23 protein-coding genes and 1 pseudogene are annotated in these 24,730 nt (G+C 65.7%); 17 read left to right on the top strand and 7 right to left on the bottom strand.

Features of this window, described 5'->3' with window-relative positions; translation table 11 throughout:
• Positions 1–27 precede the first annotated feature (27 nt).
• From NG1_RS32135 to NG1_RS32145, 3 genes are all read left to right on the top strand, one after another.
• Complete coding sequence (locus NG1_RS32135; protein ID WP_062977206.1) at positions 28–1,272, top strand: oxygenase MpaB family protein; 1,245 nt, start codon at positions 28–30, stop codon at positions 1,270–1,272.
• Between the two features lie 178 nt (positions 1,273–1,450).
• Complete coding sequence (locus NG1_RS32140) at positions 1,451–2,365, top strand: cutinase family protein (protein WP_062977208.1); 915 nt, start codon at positions 1,451–1,453, stop codon at positions 2,363–2,365.
• Positions 2,366–2,655: 290 nt separating this feature from the next.
• Positions 2,656–4,368: an acyl-CoA dehydrogenase family protein gene (locus NG1_RS32145; protein WP_062977210.1), complete on the top strand. Its 1,713-nt coding sequence runs from the start codon at positions 2,656–2,658 to the stop codon at positions 4,366–4,368.
• Here the strand turns inward: NG1_RS32145 and NG1_RS32150 are convergent, their stop codons facing one another.
• Positions 4,369–6,018 (bottom strand): acyl-CoA synthetase, encoded by a 1,650-nt coding sequence (locus tag NG1_RS32150; RefSeq protein ID WP_062977212.1) that lies wholly within the window; start codon positions 6,016–6,018, stop codon positions 4,369–4,371.
• Positions 6,019–6,236: 218 nt separating this feature from the next.
• Between NG1_RS32150 and NG1_RS32155 the strand changes: the two genes are divergently transcribed.
• The 5 genes and pseudogenes from NG1_RS32155 (at position 6,237) to NG1_RS32170 (ending at position 9,895) form a co-directional block, all read left to right on the top strand.
• A complete protein-coding gene (locus NG1_RS32155) occupies positions 6,237–7,097 on the top strand; it encodes an oxygenase MpaB family protein (protein ID WP_062977214.1) in 861 nt (286 codons plus the stop codon).
• Positions 7,098–7,132: 35 nt separating this feature from the next.
• Positions 7,133–7,882 (top strand): oxygenase MpaB family protein, encoded by a 750-nt coding sequence (locus tag NG1_RS32160; protein WP_062977216.1) that lies wholly within the window; start codon positions 7,133–7,135, stop codon positions 7,880–7,882.
• Positions 7,883–7,951: 69 nt separating this feature from the next.
• Positions 7,952–8,083 (top strand): annotated as a pseudogene (locus tag NG1_RS39275) (hypothetical protein); the annotation flags it as partial.
• A 236-nt stretch (positions 8,084–8,319) separates the two neighbouring features.
• On the top strand, positions 8,320–8,859 hold the full coding sequence (locus NG1_RS32165; RefSeq protein ID WP_062977218.1) for a hypothetical protein: 540 nt from the start codon (positions 8,320–8,322) through the stop codon (positions 8,857–8,859).
• Positions 8,860–9,208: 349 nt separating this feature from the next.
• Positions 9,209–9,895: a hypothetical protein gene (locus NG1_RS32170; RefSeq protein ID WP_157114368.1), complete on the top strand. Its 687-nt coding sequence runs from the start codon at positions 9,209–9,211 to the stop codon at positions 9,893–9,895.
• A 90-nt stretch (positions 9,896–9,985) separates the two neighbouring features.
• Here NG1_RS32170 and NG1_RS32175 read toward each other — a convergent pair whose 3' ends face one another.
• A complete protein-coding gene (locus tag NG1_RS32175) occupies positions 9,986–10,417 on the bottom strand; it encodes a hypothetical protein (protein ID WP_062977222.1) in 432 nt (143 codons plus the stop codon).
• Between the two features lie 511 nt (positions 10,418–10,928).
• Between NG1_RS32175 and NG1_RS32180 the strand changes: the two genes are divergently transcribed.
• Both NG1_RS32180 and NG1_RS32185 read left to right on the top strand, forming a co-directional pair.
• Complete coding sequence (locus NG1_RS32180) at positions 10,929–11,282, top strand: hypothetical protein (RefSeq protein ID WP_062977224.1); 354 nt, start codon at positions 10,929–10,931, stop codon at positions 11,280–11,282.
• A 212-nt stretch (positions 11,283–11,494) separates the two neighbouring features.
• Complete coding sequence (locus NG1_RS32185; protein WP_062977257.1) at positions 11,495–11,704, top strand: TOBE domain-containing protein; 210 nt, start codon at positions 11,495–11,497, stop codon at positions 11,702–11,704.
• A gap of 39 nt (positions 11,705–11,743) precedes the next feature.
• Here NG1_RS32185 and NG1_RS32190 read toward each other — a convergent pair whose 3' ends face one another.
• On the bottom strand, positions 11,744–12,286 hold the full coding sequence (locus NG1_RS32190; protein WP_210750082.1) for a hypothetical protein: 543 nt from the start codon (positions 12,284–12,286) through the stop codon (positions 11,744–11,746).
• A 105-nt stretch (positions 12,287–12,391) separates the two neighbouring features.
• Here NG1_RS32190 and NG1_RS32195 point away from each other — a divergent pair, with 105 nt between their 5' ends.
• Positions 12,392–12,937 (top strand): cytochrome P450, encoded by a 546-nt coding sequence (locus NG1_RS32195; RefSeq protein ID WP_062977226.1) that lies wholly within the window; start codon positions 12,392–12,394, stop codon positions 12,935–12,937.
• A gap of 381 nt (positions 12,938–13,318) precedes the next feature.
• Here the strand turns inward: NG1_RS32195 and NG1_RS32200 are convergent, their stop codons facing one another.
• A complete protein-coding gene (locus NG1_RS32200; RefSeq protein ID WP_062977228.1) occupies positions 13,319–13,813 on the bottom strand; it encodes a DUF1360 domain-containing protein in 495 nt (164 codons plus the stop codon).
• Between the two features lie 174 nt (positions 13,814–13,987).
• Between NG1_RS32200 and NG1_RS32205 the strand changes: the two genes are divergently transcribed.
• The 3 genes from NG1_RS32205 (at position 13,988) to NG1_RS32210 (ending at position 16,324) form a co-directional block, all read left to right on the top strand.
• Positions 13,988–14,818 (top strand): HAD family hydrolase, encoded by an 831-nt coding sequence (locus NG1_RS32205; RefSeq protein WP_063910496.1) that lies wholly within the window; start codon positions 13,988–13,990, stop codon positions 14,816–14,818.
• A 218-nt stretch (positions 14,819–15,036) separates the two neighbouring features.
• A complete protein-coding gene (locus NG1_RS39155) occupies positions 15,037–15,405 on the top strand; it encodes an Ig-like domain-containing protein (protein WP_309247341.1) in 369 nt (122 codons plus the stop codon).
• Positions 15,299–16,324, top strand: a complete 1,026-nt coding sequence (locus tag NG1_RS32210; RefSeq protein WP_309247340.1) for an esterase-like activity of phytase family protein — start codon at positions 15,299–15,301, stop codon at positions 16,322–16,324. The genes NG1_RS39155 and NG1_RS32210 overlap by 107 nt, the downstream gene beginning before the upstream one ends.
• A 100-nt stretch (positions 16,325–16,424) precedes the next feature.
• Here the strand turns inward: NG1_RS32210 and NG1_RS32215 are convergent, their stop codons facing one another.
• Both NG1_RS32215 and NG1_RS32220 read right to left on the bottom strand, forming a co-directional pair.
• The gene (locus tag NG1_RS32215; protein ID WP_157114369.1) at positions 16,425–16,886 is read right to left on the bottom strand and encodes a DUF6294 family protein; all 462 of its coding nucleotides are present in this window, start codon (positions 16,884–16,886) and stop codon (positions 16,425–16,427) included.
• A gap of 102 nt (positions 16,887–16,988) precedes the next feature.
• The gene (locus tag NG1_RS32220; RefSeq protein WP_062977232.1) at positions 16,989–19,829 is read right to left on the bottom strand and encodes a tetratricopeptide repeat protein; all 2,841 of its coding nucleotides are present in this window, start codon (positions 19,827–19,829) and stop codon (positions 16,989–16,991) included.
• Positions 19,830–20,026: 197 nt separating this feature from the next.
• Between NG1_RS32220 and NG1_RS32225 the strand changes: the two genes are divergently transcribed.
• The 3 genes from NG1_RS32225 (at position 20,027) to NG1_RS32235 (ending at position 23,801) form a co-directional block, all read left to right on the top strand.
• A complete protein-coding gene (locus NG1_RS32225) occupies positions 20,027–21,106 on the top strand; it encodes a saccharopine dehydrogenase family protein (RefSeq protein WP_062977234.1) in 1,080 nt (359 codons plus the stop codon).
• Between the two features lie 374 nt (positions 21,107–21,480).
• Complete coding sequence (locus NG1_RS39160) at positions 21,481–22,128, top strand: VldE C-terminal domain-containing protein (RefSeq protein ID WP_062977236.1); 648 nt, start codon at positions 21,481–21,483, stop codon at positions 22,126–22,128.
• A gap of 182 nt (positions 22,129–22,310) precedes the next feature.
• Positions 22,311–23,801, top strand: a complete 1,491-nt coding sequence (locus NG1_RS32235) for a glyceraldehyde-3-phosphate dehydrogenase (protein WP_062977238.1) — start codon at positions 22,311–22,313, stop codon at positions 23,799–23,801.
• Positions 23,802–23,921: 120 nt separating this feature from the next.
• On the opposite strand, the gene NG1_RS32240 is transcribed toward NG1_RS32235, so the two are convergent.
• Complete coding sequence (locus tag NG1_RS32240; protein ID WP_062977239.1) at positions 23,922–24,686, bottom strand: potassium channel family protein; 765 nt, start codon at positions 24,684–24,686, stop codon at positions 23,922–23,924.
• Positions 24,687–24,730: the final 44 nt, after the last annotated feature.

A 24,730-nucleotide genomic window follows, 5' to 3' on the forward strand; every position in this document is an offset into this window, starting at 1 on the left:
CCCGGCTCAATGAGGAGTGGTGTTGTGATGGATGGTTTCAGTAGGCGTGAGGCGTTGCGGGCTGGTGGGGTGTTGGGGGCGGTGGGTGCGTTGTCGGCGGTGGGGGTGCCGGGGCGGGCGGTGCCGTGGTCGTGGTCGCCGTCGGGGTCGGTGGCTGGTGGTGGGGAGGGGGTTGATCCGTTGACGGTGTGGGATCCGGAGGCGGATGAGTTGGTGGCGTCGTTGTTGGATCGGGGGGAGGTGGGCAGGGTGAATGGGTTGTTGCGGTCCTGGACGCGTAATGGTCAGCCGTTGCCGGAGGGGTTGCCGGGGGATTTGCGGGATTTCATGGAGTATGCGCGGCGGTTGCCGGTGTGGACGGATCCGGGGAAGTTGGCGACGGCGGTGGAGTTCAACAAGAAGCGGGGGTTGTATTTGGGGGTGTTGTATGGGTTGGCCAGCGGGATGATGTCGACGGTGATCCCGAAGGAGGCGCGGGCGGTGTATTACTCGAAGGGGGGTCATGATCTGAAGGATCGGATCACCAAGACCGCGAAGTTGGGGTATGACATCGGGACGGCGAATGCGTATGCGCCGGATGGGGAGATGGTGGTGACGTGTGTGAAGACGCGGTTGGTGCATGCGGCGGTGCGGCATTTGTTGCCGCGGTCGCCGCATTGGGTGGCTTCGGCGGATGAGCAGGTGCCGATCAGTCAGAACGACATGATGGTGACGTGGCATAGTTTGCCGACGACGGTGATGAAGCATTTGACGGCGTGGGGGGTGCCGATGCCGGAGGCGGAGTCGGAGGCGTTTTTGCATTCCTGGCAGGTGGGGGCGCATATGTTGGGGATTCGGGATGAGTACATTCCGAATTCGTGGGGTGAGGCGAACGCGCAGGCGGCGCAGGTGTTGGATCCGGTGTTGGCGCCGACGCCGGAGGGGGCGAAGTTGGCGGATCGGTTGTTGCGGTTGGGGGCGAATCTGGATTTGGCGGTGGTGAGTAAGCCGGTGTTGGGGGCGTTCACCCGGTTTTTGCTGGGGGATGAGATCGCGGATGGGTTGGCTATCGCGCGTGAGCCGGTGTGGGATCCGTTGTTGCGGGTGAGTTGGGGGCCGTTCATCGCGGTGCGGGAGGGGTTGTTGCCGGTGGTGCCGTTGGCGCCGGATGCGTATTGGTTGTTCGATGAGTTCCTGCGGCGGGCGGCGTTGGTGTATCTGGCCGAGTTGCGGATGCCGATCAGTATCGAACTGCCCACCATGAACCGGGACATGACCCAACCACACCGCTGACCCGAGTCCGCGACATCGAGGTGGCGTGTGATCGATGCCGTGTCGCATCGCCGCCCTCCGGTGTGAATGCCGGAGAATGGTGCACGTTGCGCGCGTCCCGGCTGTACTGTGATTCCCGCTGTCCGCCGCAATCCATCTCGATCACGTGACCTCGGTGCTTTGAAACACGGAGAATTCGATGTTCACCCGATGGAAGACGATAGCCGCCGCGTGTGTGGCCGCAGCGGTAACCGCTACTGTGCAACTCGGTGGCGCGCCTTTTGCCGATGGCGCACCGAGTCATTGCCCGGACTTGTATGTCGTGGCGATCCCCGGAACGTGGGAGACATCCAGTACCGATCCGGGCAAAGGAATGCTCGCATCGAGCCTCAACGGTTTACCCGGGGACGTCCAGGTCGACTACGTTCCTTACGCGGCGACGGCGTTCCCTTGGGAAAGTGAAGTGTACGGCCGCTCCAAGCAAGAGGCGATCGACAAAGCGCGCACGCTGGCCTCGGACATGGCGCAAGCGTGCGAAGCCACCCGGATCGCGTTGCTCGGCTACAGCCAAGGCGCGGACGCCGCGGGTGATCTCGCGGCCGAGATCGGCACCGGCCTGGGCGTGATGCCGCCGCACCGGGTGGTCCTGGTCGGGCTGATCTCCGATCCTCGGCGCTCACCCAACGACACCCTGATCGGCCCGCCCGTCCCGGGCGCCGGAGCGGCCGGACCTCGCCCGGGAGGTTTCGGTTGGCTCACCCCGCGCACCTACACCTTCTGCGCCGCGGGTGATCTGTACTGCGCGATGCCAGAGGGCGACTTCGCCGGACGGATCGCCGGCTTCTTCGTCCAACTCTCGAATCCGGATCCGGGAAAAATGGGCAACTATCAGCAACAGGCGACCGAAATCATCGGCGACGCACTGGCCGCGGGCGGCCTGGGCCTGCTCTCCGACCAGATCAACGCCTCCGCCTACGAACAGCGAAAGCAACAGATCGACGATTTCCTCAAATCCGGCATCCATCAGAGTTACCCCTCATACACCCTCGGCCCGGATGCGCTCACCCCTCTGACCTGGCTGCGGCAGCGCCTGATCGAGGAAGCCCGCCCCTGACCGCCCTCGGGCCGCTGAGCGCGACGCATCGCGCTCAGCGGCCGCTCCGTCGACGGAGCGCTCTGGGGCATCTTCTCGATCCGATTGCCCGCGAGGTTCACCGTCCGGCTTCGCCGGTGGACTCTGTCCGGGCAGCCGACGAACCATATCGGTGACCGGAGATGTCGCGTTGTCCGCACGTTCGACGAGGCCTGCCGCCGCCTGCTTCGCGCCTCATCCGCAGATTGACGGCGGCTGCCTTCAGTTCTAAAGTGATGGCACTTGCCATCACTTCGAAAGGCGGCCTAGCCATGGCCCTGTTCAACCCGAGAACCGAGACGTTCGAGGAATTCGACCCAGCCACCAGGGCTCGGCTGCGGTCGGTGGTCGACTTCTTCGAGAAGAAGGGCAAGCAGGCGCTCACCAGCGATGCGTTCCGGGCGGAGTGGTACGACGACTGGATGCGGTTCCTCGCCGAGAGCCGGATCATCGCCTACATGGCGACTCCGCGGGCAAGCTCGGGCGCTGATCCGGAAAAGCGCTGGGACACCGCGTTCATCTCCCGGTTCAACGAGATCACCGGTTTCTACGGATCGCAGTACTGGTACGCGTGGGGCGTCTCCACGCTCGGTCTCGCCACCATCTGGCAGAGCGCCAACGGCAAGGCGCATCTGCGTGCCGCCGAGGAACTCGACCGCGGCGGGATCATCGGCTTCGGACTGTCGGAAAAGGATCACGGCGCCGACATCTACGCCACCGACATGCTGCTCACCCCCGACGATGCGGGCGGGTTCACCGCCACCGGCAGCAAGTACTACATCGGCAACGGCAACGTGGCCCGGATCGTGCCGACCATCGGCCGACGCACCGACCTCGAAGGTCCCGACGCGTATGTCTGGTTCATCGCCGACAGCCAGCACCCGAACTACCGTCTGGTCAAGAACGTCATCCACGGCCAGAATTTCGTCTCCGCCTACGACCTGGTGGACTATCCCGTCTCGGCCGACGACGTACTGCACGTGGGTCGGAAGGCATTCGACTCCGCCCTCGCCGCGGTCAACTGCGGCAAATTCAATATCGGCATGGTCGCGCTGGGCATCGTGGAGCACTGCTTCTACGAGACGATCAACCACGCGAGCGCCAAGATCCTGTTCGGACATCCCGTCACCGATTTCGGGCAGGTTCGGCAAATCCTGTCCGACAGCTACGTTCGCATGAACGGCATGCGCCTCTACCACGAACGAGCGATCGATTACATGCGATGCTCGACCCCGGAGGATCGCCGCTTCGTGATGTTCAATTCCATCGGCAAGATGAAGGTCACGCGTGAGGCCGAGCGGGTGTTCAGGGAACTCTCGGATGTGATCTCCGCCAAGGGTTTCGAGAAGGACAGCTACTTCGCCACAGCCCGCGGCACGATCGACTCCATGCCACGACTGGAAGGCACCGCCCATGTCAATATGGCACTCACGCTGAAATTCATGCCGAACTTCCTCTTCGATCCGGCGCAGTTGCCACCGGTGCCGGTACGACGGGATCCGGGCGACGACGAATCGCTGTTCCGGCAGCCGGGCGCCGCGGGATTGGGCAAGGTCCGATTCGCCGACTGGCGGTCGGCCTATGCGAATTACCGCCACCTGCCCAACGTGGCCCTTTTCATCGAGCAGGCGGAGCGACTCACCCGGTTCCCGGTGGAGGCGCCGCCGACCCCGGCCCAGTTGGAGGACCTGGACTACCAATTGGCGGTGGGGGAGTTGTTCACGCTGCTGCCCTACGGACAGCTCATCCTGGAGCAGGCCGCGATCGTCGGGACATCCGAAGACATCGTGGATTCCATCTTCGAGGTATTCGTGCGCGACTTCTCCGCCTACGCGCTCGGGTTGTTCTCGAAGGCTTCTTCGACCTCCGCGCAGCAGGATTGGGCCTTGAATGTGCTGCGCAAACCGGTCGTCGACGAGCAGCGAACCGCCCGTCTGCACGACGAGGTGATGAGCTACGCGGGCACATTCGAGATGAGCCCGTAACTATATGTCGGCCTCCTCGAGTTTGCGCCGCATCAGCTTGCCGGTGGCGTTTCGCGGCAGCTCGTCGACGAACACCACCTCGCGGGGGACTTTGTGGCGGGCGAGGTTCGCTCTGACGTAGTCCTTGATCTCCTGTGGGTCGCGCTCGGCATCCTCGGCGGGAACGACGAAGGCGCGCAACCGTTTTCCGAAGTCCGCGTCCTCGACGCCCACGACTGCGGCTTCGAGGATGTCGGGGCGGTCGACCAGGAGGTTCTCCACTTCCAGTGGATAGACGTTCTCGCCGCCGGAGATGATCATGTCGTCGTCGCGGCCGTCGATGAACAGGCGGCCCTCGGCGTCGAAGTGGCCGACGTCGCCGCTGGACAGCAGCCCGTCGACGATTTCCTTGTTCCGGCCGTCGGTGTAGCCGGAGAAGCTGAGTCCGCTCGAGACGAAGATCGTGCCCACCTCGCCGGGTGTGGTGATCTTGTTGCGTTGCGCGTCGTAGAGCGCGACGCGGCAACCCACGGGAGGTTTGCCGACGGTTCCCGGCGCCACTCGCATGTCGTGCGGAGTGGCCACGGCGGCGACCGCGACTTCGGTCGAGGCGTAGAGGTTGTACAGCACCTCACCGAAAGCGTCGGCTGTGCGCCTGCTGAGGTCCGGCGAGACGGGTGATCCCGCGGTGAAGACGACTTTCAGTGATGTCGTGTCGTACTGCTCGAGTACGGCGGGGCCGAGGTCGAGGATGCGTTGCAGCATGGTCGGCACGACGACCAAAGTGGCGGCGCGGTGATCGGCGACGTCGGCGAGGGTTCGTCGCGGATCGAACTTGCGCTGCTGGAAGACGATCTTGTTGCCCAACGCCCAGCCGAGAGTGAACTGCGACAGACCGGTGCCGTGGAAGATGGGGGCCGCCATCACGACCGTGTCGTTGCGCGGCATCGGCACCCGGTGCAGGAATTGCGCCGATTGCAATGGTGAGACCTTGTCTCGTGGGGCGCCTTTGGGCGTGCCGGTGGTCCCACTGGTCAGAATGACGATGCCGCCGGGGCGTTTCGGGGCAGGCAGCGGCGCGGTCGAGTTCGCCGCGATGAGCAGGTCGATCGTCGGTGTCTGCGCCTCGACGGCGTCGGCCTCGTCCACCCAGGTCAGGATGCGAGGCACCGACCCGGGGACCGCGCCGAGCAATCGGAGGAATTCGCTGTCGAGCAGGATCGCCCCGACATTCTCCCGCTCGGCGACCTCGGCGAGCTGGGGCCCGGCGAAGCCGGTGTTCATCAACACGACGCGGGCGCCCACCTTCCCGGCCGCCAGGAGCGTCAACACCATTCCGCGGTGGTCGCGGCACAGCGCCGCGAGGACGGTGCCGGAGCTTATCCCCGCGCCGATGAGCCCTCGGGCCAGCGCGTTCGACTGCTGATCGAGTTGAGCGAAGGTGAGTGTTCCGCGTTCATCGGCGATGGCGGGGGCGGCGCCATGGCGGCGGGTGGCGTGTGCCAGCACGGTGACGAACGGGCCGTACACGGAAGCCTCGCGCATCACGCGGATCGTCTCGGCCGGGCGCGCCGGATCGAACATCCCGCGCTTGGCGAGCACGACGGCCGCCGATGCCAGGTCGGCTATCGAGCGGACTGCCGCGAGCGGCGATCCCAGTGTCTTTGTCATCGAATACCTCCAGTCGGGCCGATCGGCGATCGAACCCCGGGTCCGCGCTATCCCGTCGACACCGCCCCTGCGGCTGATGACGCCTATCGCGTCGCAGGAATGAGCGTTCACATATGCGTGAGTGCAACCCGGGGCAGCCGTGAGTTCGTGGTTGCCGATCGTGCGTGTTATTGAGAGAATGATTTGTAACTTATACCAATATCTCGCGGGAGTTCGGCATGTCCAGTCCTGAACCGTCGGCGCCGCTGCTGACCTCACCCGATGTGGATCTCGGTCGCCGCCGCCGCTACATGGCGGGCCCTGCGGCGCTGCTGGGCGGCCCGGCCAATGTGATCATGCAGCTGAGCTTCCCTCCGGTCGGCCGCGGCGTTGTCGAGAGCACGGTCGACAGCGGCCGGTACACCCTGCATCCGCGCAAGCGCGGCCGCACGACCCTGACCTACCTGGCGGTGGCGATGCTCGGTACCGAGGAAGACCGGGCGGCCTATCGTGCGGCGGTGAACACGTCGCACCGGTATGTGCGATCCGGCCCCGACAGTCCGGTGAAGTACAACGCCTTCGATCCGGAACTGCAGTTGTGGGTCGCCGCGTGCCTCTACCGCGGCACGATCGATTCCCTGACCTACCTGTACGGCCCGGCGGATGAGGATCTGGCCGACGAGGTGTACCGCGAGTCCAGCCGGTTCGGAACCATGTTGCAGATGCGACCGGAGCTGTGGCCGCGAGACCGCGCGGCGTTCGCGCGGTACTGGGACTCGAAGCTGTCGGATCTCACCCTGGATGACGAGGTGCGGGCGTATCTGCTCGACGAAGTCGTCGATCTGGGGCCCTACCGACGCCTCGAGCGTTGGGCGTTCCGCCGGGTGAACCGGTTCTTCACCACGGGCTTTCTCCCGCAACATTTCCGCGACGAACTGGGGCTGGCTTGGAGCCCGCGCCGCCAGCGGATCTTCGAGGTGACGATGCGCTCGATCGGTCTGGTACTGCGAGTGCTTCCCGAGCGCTGGCGGTTGTATCCGTTCGAGACCTACCTCCATGATATGCGCAGGCGGCGCGCGCTCGGAAAGCCGTTGGTGTGACGACCGTTCCGCGTCATAGGAATGGCTCGGAAGGCGTGAATCCACCACTACCGCTGCTACGAAAGTATCTCGGCGACCGGCGTTTCGCGTTGGCGCTTCCCCGGGCGGTGGCTCTGCAGATCCTGCATCCCGCGATCGCCGCGGCGCTCACCGAGCACGTGACCTATCGCCTGTGGTTGCACAAGCGCCGCACCGTCAACGCGATGGTGCAGATCGCGTACTCCGACCGGGATCTGCGGTCGCTGATCCATGCGGGGCACGCCCACGTACACGGCACCGATGATCTCGGCGCCCGCTACCACGCTCTACGGCCGGATGTCTTCTTCTTTCAGCATGCGACCTATGTCGACACGCTGTTCTTCGCGATCAACACCTTCATTCGCCCACTGACGCCCGCGGAAAGCGAGCGCCTCTACGGCGAGTGCGTCGAATGGTATGACCGCTACGGAATTTCCGCGCGGCATATGCCGGGCACGCTGCCGGAGTTTCGCGACTATGTCGAACAGACCTGCGCGACAGCGCTGCAGGCCAGTCCAGCCGCGCTGCGACTGGCGCCACAGGTGTTGCGCCCGGACGCGTGGATACCACGGGCGTTACCGGATGCTGTCGTACGAGCGATGCAACACCCGCGAGCGCGTGATCTGCTCGATGTGCCGGAGCATTGGACGGACCGGCCCGCGCTGCGGGTGTATGCGTCGATACTGAGGAACTCCGCACGCGCCGCACCGCGTCGCCTGAGGTATCTCCACCCCGCTCGAACGGCGCTCATCGGGACGTCGGCATGACAGGCGGGTCGTCGTTCCGGCCGCCGGCCGGCCTGCCTGCGTGGAGCCCGCCACCTCGCCGAGGATTCGATCATCGACTTCGTCGCCAACTCCCTGTCGGTCCACAAGCGTCCGCGAGAGATCCGCATCGTCGAGGCACTGCCGGGTAACGCGACGGGCAACGTGCAGAAGAAGATACTGCTCGACGACTACACGAAGTGAGCTGAGCGCGCCCGGCGGTATGCCGGGCGCCGGCTCTGCTCCGCCTGCGCAGCCGTGCGAGAAGACATATCGGGGATGGTACGGATCCCCTCGCTGAGCACCCCGCCCACCACGCACTCGAGCTCGCCCGACGCACCCCGCGAGGATGCCCTGGAAATTCAGGGGCGCGGACGCCTCACGCTCACACCCCGTGCTGCGGCAGAATCATGCAGACCGAGTGTGGCGAAGGATGGGCGGTGGCGACGATCCGTACTTGGAAATCGAACGCGACCCGTCGCGCGCAGCGTCGAACCCGCACCGAAGTTCAGCGGCGTACCGCCCAGCTGCAACCGTTCACACTGACCGCGTTCGGCCGAATTCTGGCCTCCGCCAGCGGTATCCCGGTCAGCATCGCCGCCAGCTCCACTCTGCCGCCATCGGTGGCGGGCAGATGGATGCGCACCGGCACGGGAGATCTCATCGAATTCGACGCCGACTTGCCCGAGATCGCCCGCATCAACACCGTGCTGCACGAAGCAGGCCACATCCTGTACGGCCACGCCTCGGTCGAGCATCGGGTCGACGCGGGCGAGGCGCTGTGTTCCATACTCGGTCCCGCAGCCATCGCGCGCTTCGCGCACGTCAGATACCGATCGGCCTACGACACCGGGAGCGAGCGCGAAGCAGAGGACTTCGCCAGGCAAACCCTGCGCACGATCCTGTGGAGTGACGCAGGCACCGGTGAGTCTGCCGGGTTGCTTGCGGCGCTGGGCTTTCCGCGCACTCGGATCGAGTAGGCGAGTGGCACAGTTCGCCGGGGCGATCTCGGCGTTCATCGGTGTGGTTGTCGGCGCGTTGGCATGGCAGCTGGCACCGCAAGGCGCTCGGGGACAATGGAGGCCCATCGCCATCCTCGGGTTGGTCGCGCTCAGCTACCTCTTGCTCGCTCCGGCCTTCCAGGGTGTGTTCGCGCCTATCCGCGCCAACACCGCATACTTGTTGAGCAACCTGTGTGCTGTGACCGCAATAGTCTTGACAACCCTGTACTGGCGAAACCATCTGTCAGCCGATCCGCCGACGCGACAACGGGTAGTTGTGGCACGCGCGGTATACGGGTCTGTCGGAGTAGTTCTGGTCTCGCTCTTCATGACTTCGCCGCAGCGGCCGGATGGACTGGGTTTCGCGCGGGAATTCTCCGGGAATCCGCGGATGCAACTGTACTGGGCCGTCCAGGCGATCGTGGTGATCCACGCGATGTCCACCTTGGCGGGTGCGGCGGCTCGCGCCGGTGTGCGCGAGCGACAGTGGCGGCGAATCCTTTTGAGTGTGCTGGCAGGCGTGTGCGTCCTGCTCGTCGGGTACGAGATCTGGGTGCTCGTCGTCGTCGGTCTGTGGCCGGCCATGCCGCCGCTGTGGGCGCAACGCCTCACCATCTCGTTTCAAGTCGCGGTGAGTGTTCTGCTGGTGGTCGGCACAACCGGTCCTGTCGTGCTGGGGATACTTCGAAGCGCTCGACTGGCCAGCTCCTACATCGAACGACTTGCACCCCTGCACCACTGGCTGACGCAACGCTACCCGCAGGTGCGATTCCGCTCCCGCGTGAGCAGGCGCGCGGAAACGCGCGTGACCGATATGTTGATCGAGGTCAGTGACGCCCTACGACTGCTGCAACGCGAAGCGCCGGCGTTGGCCGCGGCCTACCGGCTGGACCACGAATCGATCCGCGCCGCAGCACGCGACAGTCCCCGCCACGCGGCCTACGAACTCACTGCCGCAGAGCTTTTCGACGCCCGAACCCCTTCGGTCCTGAGCGTGAACCGTCCGGACGGGTAGCCGGGCTCCGGGCGCACACCGACCGCGATCACCGGGATGCTCGCAGCGGAACTGCTGTCGAACAGGCGCCCGGCCGGGCATCGTTGCGCATCATGACGGGGGTTCAGGCAGATCCGGCGGGTCCGGGGGAAGCCCTTCTTGTACGCGGAGGAACTTCAGGTAGTCGATCAACGAGGCCAACGACTGCTGGGACAGGTCCATCGCGCGGAAGGCCACGGCTTCGAGGCCGGGTGCCGTGCTCAGGCGCAGGTATTCGATCTCTTGGCGGCCGCGCTGCCAGGCTTCCTCATCGGTGAAGAATCGAATGTCCACGTCGAATGCCGCGGCCAGGCCGGTGGCATGTTTGAGTGAGGGGTTCTGCTTCAGCCCGGAACGCAATTGCGCGACGTATACCGCCGAAATCGGGTAGCCGAGGTCGGTGGCGCGGCGCGCTATCTCGTCGGCGGTATAGCGTCTGCCTTCGGGGTTCGGCATCGTTCGGAACAAGTACTCGAGGCGGTCGGAGAAGGCGCCATTGCCCATACCGCGCGCTCCTTCTCGACTCGAACTCGTCTTCGATAAGCGGTTATGCTACAGCATAACCGCTCGCTCGTGGCGCGCCCGGCCCTCGGCTCTTGCGCCATTGCCGCCGAACTCGGCGGGTGCTCGACGGGCAACCCTGCAGCGTATCGGTGATTCCGTACGCGACTCGTAAACGGAGCGTGCGGGTTACAGCTTGCGCGTGGCCGGATGACGGAGTGCTGTGGGTGTGACTTGGGTCATATTTCGAGCCGCGGCACGCTCTGTGCCGAGGCACAATTATTATACTTCAGTATAATTTGTGAGACTGCGACGGTTGTGCCGATCGCTGCGTCTTTACTAGGGAATAGGTAGAAGAATTGGCATACACAGTCGCGATGCCGTGCGCGACCGGCCATTCGTCGACGAATGGCCCCGTGGGCTGCAGCGTGACTTACGAGCCGTCGGCGGTGCAGCGTTACCGGCCGGGTGTGCGTGGGCGTCGACGGTGCCGCGCATCGGATAGTGGGCTGAGATGGGAAGGACGAAAGACGTCATGGGACTGCTGACGAAGGGGCCGTTCGAGATGGTCGGCCGGGCCGAGCGAACTCTCGTCGACGTGGAATCGGTCTTGTGCCGGGTGGAGGATACGTTCGCCAGGACCGAGGCGACCCTCGACGTCGTCAGCACCACGTTGACCACGGCAGCGCAGACAATGGTGGCGTCTCGGACCACCCTCGCGGCGGTGGACGAGCGGCTCGCGGAAGTGAGCACCATGACGCGTGAGGCCGTCGCGCTGATGGAGGGGACACGCGCCCTGCTGGACGACCTGCTTGCCGTGGTGGAGAAGCTGGCGGCGCAACCGGTCACCGGGGGCATTCAACGGTGAGACACCCGGATCGCCCGTACTAGCGACAGCAAACTCGATTACCGCCGGGCAAACCGCCCATTCCGGCTCGGGCCGAGTCGTCGCATGCGTCGGTACGTGCCGTAGATGCGCAACCATTGACCACCGCGAACGCGGCCGCGATCTTCGCGCTGCCCGGGAAAGTCAGTCGGCAATGCCCACCATCCGCGATTTGCCTGCGTACCATCACCGGCATGCAGCTATCCACCCGCAATCAACTCGACGGCACCGTCATCTCCGTCACCCGCGGCGAAGCCATGGCCGTGGTCCGTGTCCGGCTCACCGGCGGTGACGAGATCACCTCCTCGATTACCCGAGACGCGGTCGACGACCTGGAACTCACCGAGGGCTCGGCCGTCAAAGTCCTCATCAAAGCGACAGAGGTGGCGCTCGGCGTCGAATAGTCGCGCTGCTGCCGGACCGGCGAATCCGGCCGCACGGACTCACCCGACTTCTCGGCCTGCCGGCTGCCGCCAGCGCTCCACGACGACCTGGTAGGGATCGTCGTAGATGATCCTGCCCGGAGCATCGGAACTCAGGCGGGACCATTCGATGCCATGGGCGTCCAGAATCGCGAGATAGCCGTTCACGCGGGCGATCAAATGGGTGGCCGAGGACTTGAACCATGCTTCGGCCTCCGGATGGCGGCCTCGGTCGTAGGGCGAGGGATCGAGGCGTCCGGGATCGACGAGATTATCGTGGTACCAGTCATTTTCACGGCGCCGGAACTGCTCTTGCGGTGCGGTGAGCCGCCCCGCCCAAGCCAGGCCGTTGACCAATGCGAAGACTCCGGGATACCGGCCGTGACGGTTGGGCGCTGCCGACTGGTATCGGATGAAGAGCATGTCGGCCGCGTCGGTGGCGGATGCGGAGCGCAACGGTTCACCTTCGCAGTCGGCGCAGGGCTTCGGTGCAACGGGATTCACCATATCTGCGAATCCGCTCTTCTGCCGCGAAGCATGCGAGGTCGGCGGGGGAGATTCCACGCGGGTGCCGAGAGCGAGGACCGGGGGTTCGGTTCCATTGGTTTCGTGTCGGGGAATTCGGTTCTGAGGCAGAGACTTCCGGTTCCGTGTCAGTGCAAGAGCGGGTTGACCGACGACGAACTGGTCCAGACGTTGTGGTTGGTGATCATCGCCGGCCACGAGACGACGGTGCACTTGTTGGGCAACGCGGTCATCGCGTTGTGTTCGCATCCCGCGCAACTGGCCGAAGCCAGGGCCGAGGAGCGGTGGTCGGACGTCGTGGAGGAGGTTCTGCGATTCCGTTCGTCGGCCTGCGTCATGTTCAATCGGTATGCGCTGCGGGATGTCACCATCGCCGGGGTAGAGGTTCCCGCAGGCGCGATCGTGGGCTGGTACGCCGGGGTGGGTCGGGATCTACGACGGCATCCGGACGCCGATGTCTTCGATATCGATCACGATCACCGAGATCAATTGGCTTTCGGTCGAGGGCCGCACTTCTGTCTCGGCGCACCTCTGGCGCGCCTGGAGAGTCAGGTCGCGCTGTCGACGCTGTTCAACAGCTTTCCCGGGCTGCGCCTGGCGTGCGAGCCGGACTCCATCCCGCTCAGCGCGCAGTTCATCACTTGCGGGCCGCTCGCTCTGCCTGTGCTCCTCGGACCCATCGCGAGTTGAACGGTTTCCGGCCGGTAGTCGTCGTCAAGCTGCCGAATGGGGCCGGTATTCAGGAACGCAGTAACTGCCTCACCCGCGCTGACTCGCGGGTGAGGTGGTCGCGCTCCGGTGCGCTGGTGGCCGCGCGGGAGGCCTCGGCGTACAGCTCGGCGGCCTGCTCGAGGTCGCCGGCGCGGTGTGGGAGGGAAGCCGGTGCAGGAGTGGCTCGAGTTGCAGCCGTTCCTCACCGCGATGCCTACTTTCTGGGCCCGATCGCACCGTCTTTCAGTGGGAATTCGCCGGGCGTTCGCTGCCGCCTCCCCTTCGCCGACCGCGGCATCTTTGTCGAGGGTTTCGGCGCGTTACTCGCTGTTCGGCGCGGGCTCCGGAGCGCTCGCAGTGCTATCGCTGGGCGAGCTGTTGCGCGCTGGCGTAGGCGAGGTGGAGGAAGTCCGCGCCGGTCAACGCGGCCAGGGCGTCGGCGACCAGGCGGGTGGCGCGGGGCGCGAACACGTGACCGATGGTGAAGCCGGTGATCACCCAGACGTCGAAGCAGAACGGGCAGGTGAGCAACTCTCCGATGCTGTGTTTCCACCCGTCGGCGGCCTTGGGTTGCTCCATCACTTCGCCGGGGCCTCCGTCGCCGGTGGGGCGGGTGAACGGGGCGCGCAGGGGTGCGGTGATCGTGTCCTTGGTCGCGGTACGCGACAGCTTGTGTGCGGCGACCGCGGTGACCACCAGCTCCTGCACGCTCATGGCCCGCGGCAGTTGCCGGTGGGTCAGCCTGCCGAGCAGAGCGACCACGGACACGGTGATGCCGAACATCGCCATCGTGGCGAGGTAGCCGCTCATCGAGCGTCGGATGTCGGTCTCGGGGCGCCCTTCGACTGCGGTCATGCAGCGGGCATACCCGCATGAGCGGCTCTGACTCCCGAAGCTGTCCTGAACCTGACCGTCACTGCACTACGCCATATCTGTCCGATTCGAGACCGGCCCGCCGCGTGCCGGCAAGCAGCCGGGCGCGGATGTGGATGCTGGTCTCAGCGCCATTCGCCGATAGCCTTCACCTCCATGCCATCTTCTGGTTCGCACTCGCACGACCTCCGCGCGGTCGTCTTCGACTGGCGAGGCACTCTCGTCTCAGAACTTTCCCCCCGACGCTGGACGCAGGAAGCCCTGCGACGGGCCGGTCGCAGACACGACGACGCCGCCGCCATCGCCCTCCTCCAGGACATTCGAACGGCCGCCGGCCAACCGAACCGCCTGCAATCACCGCAGGGAAACACGAGCGCCGCTCGTCACCGGGAGACCTACTACGCGGTCTTCGCGGACGCCGGACTCGACACCGAACTCTGCGACGCGCTTTTCGCAGTGGATTCCGACCCGACTTACAACCATTTCGCTGCCGACGCCGCGGCTACTCTCACCAGTCTGTTCGAAGAGGGCTACAAGATAGGTGTACTCAGCAACATTCACTTCGACATCCGGCCCTTCTTCGCCGAGGCAGGGCTGTCCGATTCGATCGAAACTTTCGTCCTGTCGAACGAGCACGGGATCCAGAAGCCCGACCCTGCCATATTCCGCCTCACGTGCGAGCAACTCGGCACTCGCCCCGAGGAAACCCTCATGGTCGGAGACCGGCCTTCTCGCGATGGCGCAGCCGTGGAGGTCGGGATGCCGACCCTGCTCGTCCCTTCGTTGACCGATCCCCAGCGGCGTCAACTCCACCTGGTCAGCAACGCCCTCGGTGCCGATCATGTGCCGGGCGGGTCCGACGTCCCGGGTTCGGAGGGGTTCGCCGGCGTAGCGGAGCGCCGGACCACCCGGCCGGCCGCGGCGCGCACCACCGCGCGCGGCGTCCACACTCCCCGAGGCCGGCGTCACGGCAGAATGATCGGATGATTGCGGGGATCGACGGCTCATGTTCAGCTCGAGGCCAACTGATGATCGGGCTCCGACGGTACGCATCGCTGATGAGAACGCACCACTGGACCCGAAGCCCACTCGTCATGGTCGCCGTGTGCGCGATCGCCGTTCTGTCGGCTTGCTCGTCATCGAGCTCGGAGGCGGCCTTCACCGCCACCAGAGATCAGCCCTTGGTGATCTCGCTGGACGATCTGATGGCCGAGACCGGCGGCAGCGCCGCGGTCGGGATCGCCGATCCGCAGCACGGCGCGATCACCCGGCGCACCGACGGTGCGGTGGTGTACACGCCGGCGGCCGGGTACAGCGGGCCGGACAGCATCACCGTGACCACCACCGACGCGGTGAAGTTGTTCACCCCCGATATTCCGCCGTTCGGTGAGTTCGGTGGCGTGAGCCTGCAGGGCAGCGGATACGGGTCGGCGTTCACGCCGGTGCCCGGATCGACCGACGAGTTCTATGGTCTCACCGACCGCGGGCCGCCCGTTCAACGGCTTGGTCGACACCTCCGCCGGCACCGGCGAGACCATGCGCGACCTCGACGGCGCGATCCTGCCGCCCACTGATCACGGCCTCGACATCGAGGGCCTGGTCGCCATGCCCGACGGCAGCTTCTGGGTGTCCGACGAGTACGGGCCATTCCTTGTGCATTTCGACGCCGACGGCACCGAGCTGGAACGGCTGGCGCCGGGCCGAGGTCTGCCCGAGGAGCTTTCGTTGCGCACTCCCAACCAGGGTATGGAGGGGCTCACCGTCACGCCGGACGGCGGCACCCTGGTCGGCATCATGCAGAGCGCATTGAACGAGCCGGGTGTCGCGTCGACGCGCGAGGTGCCCATGACCCGGATCGTCACCGTGGATCTGAAGACCCGGGAGGTCAGAGAATTCGTCTATCCGCTGGAGGAGCCGAAGCAGAAGCTCGCGGTCTCCGAGATCATGGCGCTGAGCAACACCACCTTCCTGGTCGACGAGCGCGACGGAAACAAAACGCCCAAGGCGAACAAGAAGTTGTGGACCATCGACATCACCGGCGCGACGGATGTCGGACCGCAGGCGAAGGTTGCGGGAGCGCAATACGATCCGCGGCTGGGCCTGCTGGTGAACGGGAAGCCACTGGAACTCCTGGTCGGTGCCGTGTCCACCGCCGACGGCGTCGCCACGCTGCGTAAGGCGGGCGTCACCCCCGTCACCAAGAAGTCCGGCCTGGACCTCGGGGGCCTGCTGGACAGCCTGAACGCCGACGGCAAGTTCTTCGGACACGACAAGATCGAGGGCGTCGCCACCCGTGACGGGGGCAAGACCCTCTACATCGCAGCCGACAGCGACTTCGGCGTCGAGGCCGCCACCGGCGATCAGCTGCCGTTCGGATTGAAGGCGAAACTCCTCGCCAACGGCATGCAGGACACCGGTGAGGTGCTGATGGTCGACACCACCGCACTACCCGCCGAAACGCACGCGCGGACGATCACGATCACGGTGAAGTAGATCGCACCGGGCTCCACGAAGCGCTCGGCTGGGAATCTCCCGCCGAGCGCTCCGAAGTTCGGACCACCAGGGGAGTTCGCCCTGTCCCGCGTGGGGTGGCTCAGCAGTGGTTCTGCAGCTCGATCCTGGCTACGGCCTGAAATGCCTGTGGTGAATAGGTTTTCTCGTCGTGGTGGTCTCTGTCCATATCCCAGGGGTATTGGACAGCCGAGGAAGGCAGATTGATGACGAACTTGCCGATATCTCCGCCCGGTGGCTTGTCGTTGATGATGTTGCCGAGATAGACGTGGTTCGCGTCGAACAGGGCGGCGTGCATGAGCCAGGCATCGTTGTCGGAACCACTGGTGACGAGAGCATGGAATTCCGCGATGCCGTCGTTGTGCAAGATCCAGCGCGCGCCACCGAACATCGTGCAGTCGCCGGCCCTGATGTCGTGGTCCCAGGTGAAGACCTTCTCTGAATCGGCATGGGCGGTGGGCATGGACGCGACGGCGGTTCCGGCGGCCAAGCCGACGCACACGGAGAGCCGGATCAAGACGTGGCGATACATTGCGGTCATCATGGCGCTCCCCAGGAATAGTCAGTCTCGCTGACTAAAATTATCGGCACCCGTCCGGCGAGCGTCAATAGCCGTCAAGGCGGCTTGTCCCACCGGAGCGCTTGCTCACGGGGCGATTCGGGCTCGGGCCGTCCATTCTGCGACATCCCTGGTCACGTCGATGGTTCCCCGGTCATCCGGACCGTAGAGCCGCCGCCAGATCTCCGGCAGATCGGAACCGAGTTCCAGTGCGGCGGCGTAGCTTCCGTGCACAGCGTAGAACTGGGCCAGATTTCGCCGGGTCATGAGAGTGAACGGATGCTCTGTGCCGGAGACCTTCTCGCGCATGGCCAGCACTTCGCGATACAAACGAGCGGCGCCATCGGGGTCACCGCAGGCCGCGGTCCACCCGGCGAGATTGTCCTTGGCCCACATCGTGTCGGTGTGCTCGGGTCCGAGCACGCTTTCGCAGATCGGTACGAGTTCCAGCAACTGCCGGCGCGCTCGTTCCGGGTCACCGGCTTCGCCGACCCATCGGGCGTACTGGTCGCGGGAGCGCAGTACGTCGGGATGAGTCGAGCCGAGCAATCTTTCGAGTTCCGGCAGGAAGGCGGTGTACTGATCACGCGCACCGACGATGTCACCGGCTTGGCCGGTACTGAAGCCGAGATCGGCGCGGATCCGCAGCTTCTCCCGTTCGTCCCGCTCCAAGTCCAGCAGCTCGGTGAGCATCGTCACCGCCCCCTCTGGATCACCCGTCTGGACGTGCCAGTTGGCCAGTTGCACGCGCGGCAGGAGAGTTTGCGGATGGTCGCGACCGAACATCGCGGTGCAGTCCTCGACGAGCCCGGCGAACATCGCGCGCGCCGCGAACGGCTCGCCGGCCTCGCCGGTCCATCGGGCCAAGCGGGCGCGGGCGGCCAACAGGTCGGGGTGTTGCGGCGGCAATGTGTCTTGGAAGGCCACCAGCCAGTTGGCCCAGGACGCTCGATTGTCGATCGGACGCCGGTGGGCATCCGCGGCGTCCAGGAAAGCTATGGCGCGAGCGGAGTTTTCGCTGGCCAGATAGTGTCGGGGCGCTGCGGTGTGCGCGTAGGCGTCGATATCCGAGCCGGTTACCGCGTCGAACGCGGCGGCGAGTGCGCTGTGCGCGTCGAACAGTGCGGTGGGCCATTGCGCGCAGACGATCTGTCGCAGCGGGCCGGTGAACGCCGCGTGTGACAGTCCGACCCTTTCGTTGTCCAGACCCGGATGGCCGCGTGCGACGAGCACGCCGAGGTCGACCACCACGTCGCGCAGTCGCGGCAACGGCACCGGCCACCCGAGCTGATGGAGGGCTTCACAGACCAGCGGCAGGGGCGCGGTCGGGCCGACGCCGACCGCCGCGAGCAGCGCGCCGACCGGCAGCGCGATCTCTTCGTGCACCCGACGCCGGCGGGTCGCGTGGAACCTCGACGCCACCAAGGAATTCAGGTCCGCGCCGTCGATGTCCGCATCGCGCCGATCGATTTCGGTGATCAAACGCGGGATCAACCATCCGCCGCGCACATCGTCGGGCAATTCGTGCAGCGTTCGGTCGAGTTGGTGGGGGATGGCGCCCTCGGTGAGGACCACCTCCGCCAGAACTTCTCGGACGGTGGGTGGTTGCAAGTGGACACGGCGGGCATGCGCGATATCCGGATGATCCACGACGTCGGTACCCGACCGGATGCCGACGATCACCCGCACATGTTGTAGCCGTTCGTCGGTGGTCAACGTGGCGACGGCGGCGATGACGCTGCTGCGGCATCCCTCTTCCGGCTGGTCGAGGCCGTCGATGAGGATGCGGATGCGGCGGCCCGCCTTCCGCATCCGATGCAGTGGCCGCACGATCTCGATTTCGAATGCGTTGAACCGCTCCAGGTCGGTCAGCTCCGCCCGCACCGCGCGGCGGACCGCGTCGAATTCGGCGCCGAACCGTGCGCCGAGTTGGTCGCACAGCTCCAGAAGCACCGACTCGATGGTGCTCGTGACGTCCAGGAAGACGGCCGCGGTGACGAATTCGGCGGTCAACGAATCCAACGTCTCCACCAGGCCCGGCCGGATGAGCAGCGACATCAGTGTCGACTTCCCGGCTCCGGCCGGTCCGATCAACGCCTGCAATCGATCGCCGCCTGCTTCGACGATGTCGGCGAGGGTCTCCTGCACGTGCGAGGTCAAAGAGACGCTGCGCACCAGATGATCCACCAAACCCGCCGCGGGTCTGCCGGTCACCGCGTCTCTGGAACGGGACCGGTTGGGCACCAGCCACAGGCCCTGGTCGCCGCGGCGCACCTGAGTGCCGTTGAAGGACAGATGCCGTGCGGTCTGCCGTTGGCACGCGGTGCTCAGCTCCGGTGTGAGGTCGGCGCACAGCAGATTCGTTCCGCTGCCGGGTAGGCCGGTATCGAAGGTGCGCAACAGTGTTCGACTGAAACATCCGTCGTATGCGCTGCCGTCGTCCGATGCGACCAGCAGTTCCATCCGTCCCGCGGTCTTCTCCAGCATCCGCACCCAGCGGTTCCCCGCGCCGATCGCGCCGGTACCGGCCTCGCACGCATCGACGAGGATGATGAGCCCGTCCAGTGCCCGCGTATTGCCCAATTGCTCGGCCACGGCATTGACCAGGTTGAAGCCGGAATCGGAATCCAGAGGCATTTCCGAGTCGGTGGCGAGTAGATAGAAATCCTCGTCGTTGGCGGTGAACCCGTGACCGATGAAGGCGATCAACAGCGTCGCTCCCAGTTCGTCGGCCTGCTGGAACGCCGCTTTGACGCGCCGCTTGAGTTCGATGACCGTGGGGTCGACCAGGGGTCCGTCTCCGATCGGCAGCCAATGGCCTGCCGTGGTGAAAGCCGCGTAGAGCGCCGCGGCCAGCTCACCGGTGAACCCGAGTCGCGGGAATGCCGCGCACTCCGACGCGACAACCAGAGCCAGCCTCTCCGCCATGGAAGAACTATCGGGCAGGGCGACCCACGGGCACAACAGCGCTCGGCGGTAAGGGCTGTGCCGAACATGCCGGACACCGCGTCCGGACGAGGATCCGCTGCACCCGTCATGATCTTGTAGCCGGGACGCCGCACTCGGTGCGGAGTGACTGCGAATTCACCTTGTCCATCCACGAAGAGAAACGCAGGTGACTGCCAATGCCGAAAATCGTGTTGTTCGGCGCCACCGGGTACACCGGCCGCCTGACCGCGGAAGCTTTGATCGCCCGCGGGGCCGCCCCCGTGCTGGCTGCCCGCAATGCCGCCGCGCTCGAGAAACTGGCCGCCGACCTCGGTGGCGCGCAGACCGCGGTCGCCGACGTGACCGAGCCGGACTCGGTCCGGGCCCTGCTGGACCGGGGCGACGTGCTGGTGACGACGGTCGGGCCGTTTCTGCGTTACGGCGGACCCGCACTGGCCGCGGCCGCGGCGGCGGGCGCGCACTACTTCGACTCCACCGGCGAAGGCCCATTCATCAGCACGGTGTTCGACCGCGACGAGGAGGCCCGCAAGGCGGGAGTGGGCCTGCTGACCGCGTTCGGGTTCGACTTCGTGCCCGGCAACCTGGCCGCCGGTCTCGCCTTACGCGAAGCGCCCGACGCCGTCCGCGCGGACATCGGCTACTTCATCGCCAGCCCCGGCGCCAGCGGTGGCACCCGAGCGTCGATGGCCGGGATGCTGTTCGAACACGGCTTCGCCCTCCGCGGCGGCCGGATCGTGCCCGAGCGCACCGGCTCACGGATCCGCACCTTCGACGTCGCAGGCCGCCCGCGTACAGGAGTATCGATTCCCGGATCGGAACATCTCGCGCTGAGCCGCGCCTACCCGCAGCTACGCGAGGCCGACGTCTACCTCGGCCTGCCGCCCGCGGCCGCTCGCGCCCTGCAGGCCGGCTCCTTGCTCACCGGCGCGGTCGCACGGATGGAGCCGGTGAAACGGCTGGCCGAAGGCGCGCTGGAACGCGTCGTGAAGGGCTCGACCGGCGGCCCGGGGCGCGAAGCACGGGCACGCACGCGCTCCTGGGCGGTCGCCGAGGCATTGGACGACTCCGGCCGCGTCCTGGCGTCGGTGACCTTGGCCGGGATCGATCCCTACGACTTCACCAGCGCGATCCTCGCCTGGGGTGCACAGACCGCACTGGACGGCGGCCTGCTCGGCACCGGTGCGCTGGGCCCGGTCGAGGCGTTCGGTCTGGAGGCGCTCACCGCCGCCGCGGCCGATGCGGGGTTCAGCCGGTAGAAGTTCGCCGCCGCCGACCCACTCGACAGCCTCCACGCGCCACGACGTGCGGAGACATTTCCAGCGGCGGCCCACAAGGAGTGGTACACGACGCGCATGCGCTGAGCGCCGATGTCGGTGGTGATCGGGCAACCGCTGAGTGGGTGGCTGCCCGGCATCGACAACCGTCGCGGTGGACGGCGAGTTCGCCGACCGGCCGCACATCTGGTCTTGCTCCGCTCGCCGTGGGAGCTGATCCGCCTTCACCCTCAACTGTGTCCGGGCGGCGGCACCCGCGGCAGGGTGCTGCGCCGACGCCAACGGGCGTGACATTTTCGCGACCATTTCGTAATGTATCGGTGACCTGTTCTCGACAGTAACCGGTAACCGACATAATGCCTGGCCAACACCGCAAACGAACCGCAGCCCGGAAGCTCACCGCTCTGGCTGTGTGCGGTGTCGCGGCGACTCTCGTCGTCGTGCTGTGGGCGGCGATACGCCCGGGCCCGGCCGCTCAGCACGTGGCGGCGGTCGATTCACCGCAGTCGACCGCCGTCGAAGCCCGCCCGGTCCCGACCATCGTTCCGCCGATGCCTCAGCCGGTGCCGGCCGCGGCGGCAGTCGAGCCACCCCCACCGTCGGAGAAGAACGCCGCACAGCACCCACCCCCACCTCCTCCCTCCGTCCCGTGCTCGACGGAACTCGCCGGTACGAGGCCGCACGTGGCAAGGGTGGGCAACATGCTCAAGAAGACGTTCGGCCTCACCGACGTCGGTGGCGCCGTCGGCCGTGCCGACGGCGACCACGGTGCCGGCCTGGCCCTCGATCTCATGACATCCGATTCCGCGCGCGGCGACGCGATCGCCGACTTCGTGCTGGCCAACAAGCAGCGTTTCGGTGTGACGTACGTGATCTGGCGGCAGCGCTACAACGACGGCAGCGGTTGGTCTTACCTGGAAGACCGCGGAAGCCCGACCGCCAATCACTACGACCATGTGCATGTGTCGTTCGAGAAGGCTGCCGAAGTGGACGTCACCTGCTGAATACGCACTGTATGCGCCGACGGATTGCGAGCACTTCCATCGGCCTGCCGGTCTGCGCCTGACCGCTTGCTTCCATCGACGTCACGACCTGGCGATCTCACCGGTGGGTATCCGATCGCAGTGATATCACGGCCCTCACTAGCATCGATCCGGCGAGAATATCGAGGAATCCGAGGACTGCGTTGACTACCGAACAACTTGACCGCTGGAACGCCCAGGAAGCCGCCGCCGAGGCGATGATTCCCATCATCGGCACGTTGTATCGGCGCAAAGGGGTGACGATCCTGCTGCACAGCCGGTCACTGGTGAACAAGTCGGTGATCAGCATCCTGCGGACGCACCGCTTCGCGAGGCAGATCGAAGGCGAAGAGTTGTCGGTGGACCAGACCCTTCCCTTCCTGCAAGTACTCAGCGAGCTGGATCTGGGCCCGTGCAAGATCGATATCGGTCAGTTGGTCATGACCTATCGCACCGACGATCGCGGACTATCGATCCGCGAGTTCACCGCGGCGGTACTGGCCGAGGTGACCAACGGCAACAAGGCTCAGTCGCCGGGCCCCAGGGACGTCGTCCTCTACGGCTTCGGCCGCATCGGTCGTCTGGTCACGCGCCTGCTCATCGAGAAGGCCGGATCGGGTAACGGTCTGAACCTGCGTGCCGTGGTGGTTCGCAAGGGAGGCGACGACGATCTGGCCAAGCGCGCGTCGCTGCTTCGCAGGGATTCGGTTCACGGCCACTTCAACGGCACGATCAAGGTCGATACCGGCAATGACACGATCACCGCGAACGGGAACGTGATCAAGTTCATCTACAGCGATGATCCGACGACGATCGACTACACCGCGTACGGGATAAACGACGCGATCCTGATCGACAACACCGGCAGGTGGCGTGATCGTGACGGGCTGTCGCAGCATCTGCGCCCCGGCATCGCGAAAGTCGTGCTCACCGCACCCGGCAAGGGCGACGTTCCGAATATCGTGCACGGCGTGAACCACCGCAGCCTGGACCTGTCGCAGCGGATCTTCTCGTGCGCCTCGTGCACGACCAACGCGATTGTTCCGCCGCTCAAGGCCATGGATGACGAGTACGGCATCATCCGCGGGCACGTGGAGACGGTTCACTCGTTCACCAACGACCAGAACCTCCTGGACAATTACCACAAGGCGGACCGTCGCGGCCGGTCCGCGCCGTTCAATCTCGTGCTCACCGAAACCGGTGCCGCGTCCGCGGTCGCGAAGGCGATGCCGGACTTCAAGGCCAAGATCACCGGCAACTCGATTCGTGTCCCCACCCCCGACGTATCGGTCGCGATCCTGAACTTGCAGCTGGAGCGCAAGACGACGAAAAGCGATGTGCTCGAGTACCTGCGTCAGGTTTCCCTTGCCGGGCCGTTGAGCCGGAACCTCGATTACACCGCCGCCACGGACGTCGTCTCCAGCGACTTCATCGGATCGCGCGCAGCGTCGATCATCGATGCCAATGCCACGATCGTCGAGGACGACACCGCGATCCTGTATGTCTGGTACGACAACGAATTCGGCTACTCGTGCCAGGTCGTGCGGACGGTGCAGTACATCTCGGGCATCGAGTATCCGACCTACCCGCAGGTCAGCGCTCGACTGGAGCACACCGACGACACTCGGGTGCCGACTGCGACCGCCGCGCGGTGACTCCCGCGATGGATGTCGCCGACTCTGCTGCCGGGGAATAACCGACCGGCCGCGGGAAGTATCACTGTGTCGCCGCGTGATGCTTCCCGCGGAGATGGTTCGGGCAATAGGTGGTAATGGTCAGTCGGCCCGCACGGTATCCGGCGCGACCACCCTGGAGCGCATCCCGGCCACTTCGGCGCGCAGCGCTCGGATCTCGGCGACGAGTTCGGTGATCTCCCGATCGGTGTTCTCCACATTCGCCTCGACACTCTTCAGCTGATCCATCACCCAGCTGGTAGTGGTGCCGATCGCGAAACTGATCAGGCCGATGCCGAGGGTCATCAGGATCAACGAGATCAAACGGCCTTCGGTCGTCACCGGATACACGTCGCCGTACCCGACGGTGGTCACCGAGACCATCGACCACCACAGCGCGTCACCGAAATTGTGGATCTTGCTGTCGGCCGCCCCGTACTCCGCGTCGAAGAACGCCAGACTGCACAGCAGCAGGAGCAGTATCGAACTGGCGCCGACGAACACCGCGAGCCTGGCTCTGGTCGTCGTGTTCCGGTTCAACGTGCCGATCACGAGCATGGCTGCGCGCAGCAGCCGCAGCGGGCGAAGCGGCGGCAGCACCACGATCAACAAGTCGACCGGGTGGGCACGCAGGAACCGCAAGCGGTTCCCGGACAGCCACAACCGCACCGCGAAGTCCAGCGCGAACGCCGCCCAGATCATCACGTCGACCCGGGTGAGCCAGGCGTCCAGACGAGGCGAGGCCTCGATATCGAGCACCTGCCAGGCATAGACGCCGAGGAATACGACGGCCAGCACCATCATGGGAATGCCGGTCGTCCGCTCCCAGGATTCCCTGCGTGTGAACTCGGATTGTGTTTCGGGCATCGAACTACCTGTGTCGCTCGGCTGCGGCGTCGGAGACACCGCAG

Origin of the sequence: Nocardia gamkensis NBRC 108242 (assembly GCF_001612985.1) — a bacterium.
GTDB lineage: Bacteria > Actinomycetota > Actinomycetes > Mycobacteriales > Mycobacteriaceae > Nocardia > Nocardia gamkensis.

Coding starts and splice junctions, on each gene's coding strand:
- NG1_RS32185 (WP_062977257.1), top strand. CDS start 11,495: ATGCAGCTATCCACCCGCAATCAACTCGACGGCACCGTCATCTCCGTC.
- NG1_RS32180 (WP_062977224.1), top strand. CDS start 10,929: ATGGGAAGGACGAAAGACGTCATGGGACTGCTGACGAAGGGGCCGTTC.
- NG1_RS32170 (WP_157114368.1), top strand. CDS start 9,209: ATGACTTCGCCGCAGCGGCCGGATGGACTGGGTTTCGCGCGGGAATTC.
- NG1_RS32240 (WP_062977239.1), bottom strand. CDS start 24,686: ATGCCCGAAACACAATCCGAGTTCACACGCAGGGAATCCTGGGAGCGG.
- NG1_RS32150 (WP_062977212.1), bottom strand. CDS start 6,018: ATGACAAAGACACTGGGATCGCCGCTCGCGGCAGTCCGCTCGATAGCC.
- NG1_RS32210 (WP_309247340.1), top strand. CDS start 15,299: ATGGTCTCACCGACCGCGGGCCGCCCGTTCAACGGCTTGGTCGACACC.
- NG1_RS32205 (WP_063910496.1), top strand. CDS start 13,988: ATGCCATCTTCTGGTTCGCACTCGCACGACCTCCGCGCGGTCGTCTTC.
- NG1_RS32215 (WP_157114369.1), bottom strand. CDS start 16,886: ATGATGACCGCAATGTATCGCCACGTCTTGATCCGGCTCTCCGTGTGC.
- NG1_RS32175 (WP_062977222.1), bottom strand. CDS start 10,417: ATGGGCAATGGCGCCTTCTCCGACCGCCTCGAGTACTTGTTCCGAACG.
- NG1_RS39160 (WP_062977236.1), top strand. CDS start 21,481: ATGCCTGGCCAACACCGCAAACGAACCGCAGCCCGGAAGCTCACCGCT.
- NG1_RS32200 (WP_062977228.1), bottom strand. CDS start 13,813: ATGACCGCAGTCGAAGGGCGCCCCGAGACCGACATCCGACGCTCGATG.
- NG1_RS32225 (WP_062977234.1), top strand. CDS start 20,027: ATGCCGAAAATCGTGTTGTTCGGCGCCACCGGGTACACCGGCCGCCTG.
- NG1_RS32220 (WP_062977232.1), bottom strand. CDS start 19,829: ATGGCGGAGAGGCTGGCTCTGGTTGTCGCGTCGGAGTGCGCGGCATTC.
- NG1_RS32140 (WP_062977208.1), top strand. CDS start 1,451: ATGTTCACCCGATGGAAGACGATAGCCGCCGCGTGTGTGGCCGCAGCG.
- NG1_RS32135 (WP_062977206.1), top strand. CDS start 28: ATGGATGGTTTCAGTAGGCGTGAGGCGTTGCGGGCTGGTGGGGTGTTG.
- NG1_RS32155 (WP_062977214.1), top strand. CDS start 6,237: ATGTCCAGTCCTGAACCGTCGGCGCCGCTGCTGACCTCACCCGATGTG.
- NG1_RS32145 (WP_062977210.1), top strand. CDS start 2,656: ATGGCCCTGTTCAACCCGAGAACCGAGACGTTCGAGGAATTCGACCCA.
- NG1_RS39155 (WP_309247341.1), top strand. CDS start 15,037: ATGGCCGAGACCGGCGGCAGCGCCGCGGTCGGGATCGCCGATCCGCAG.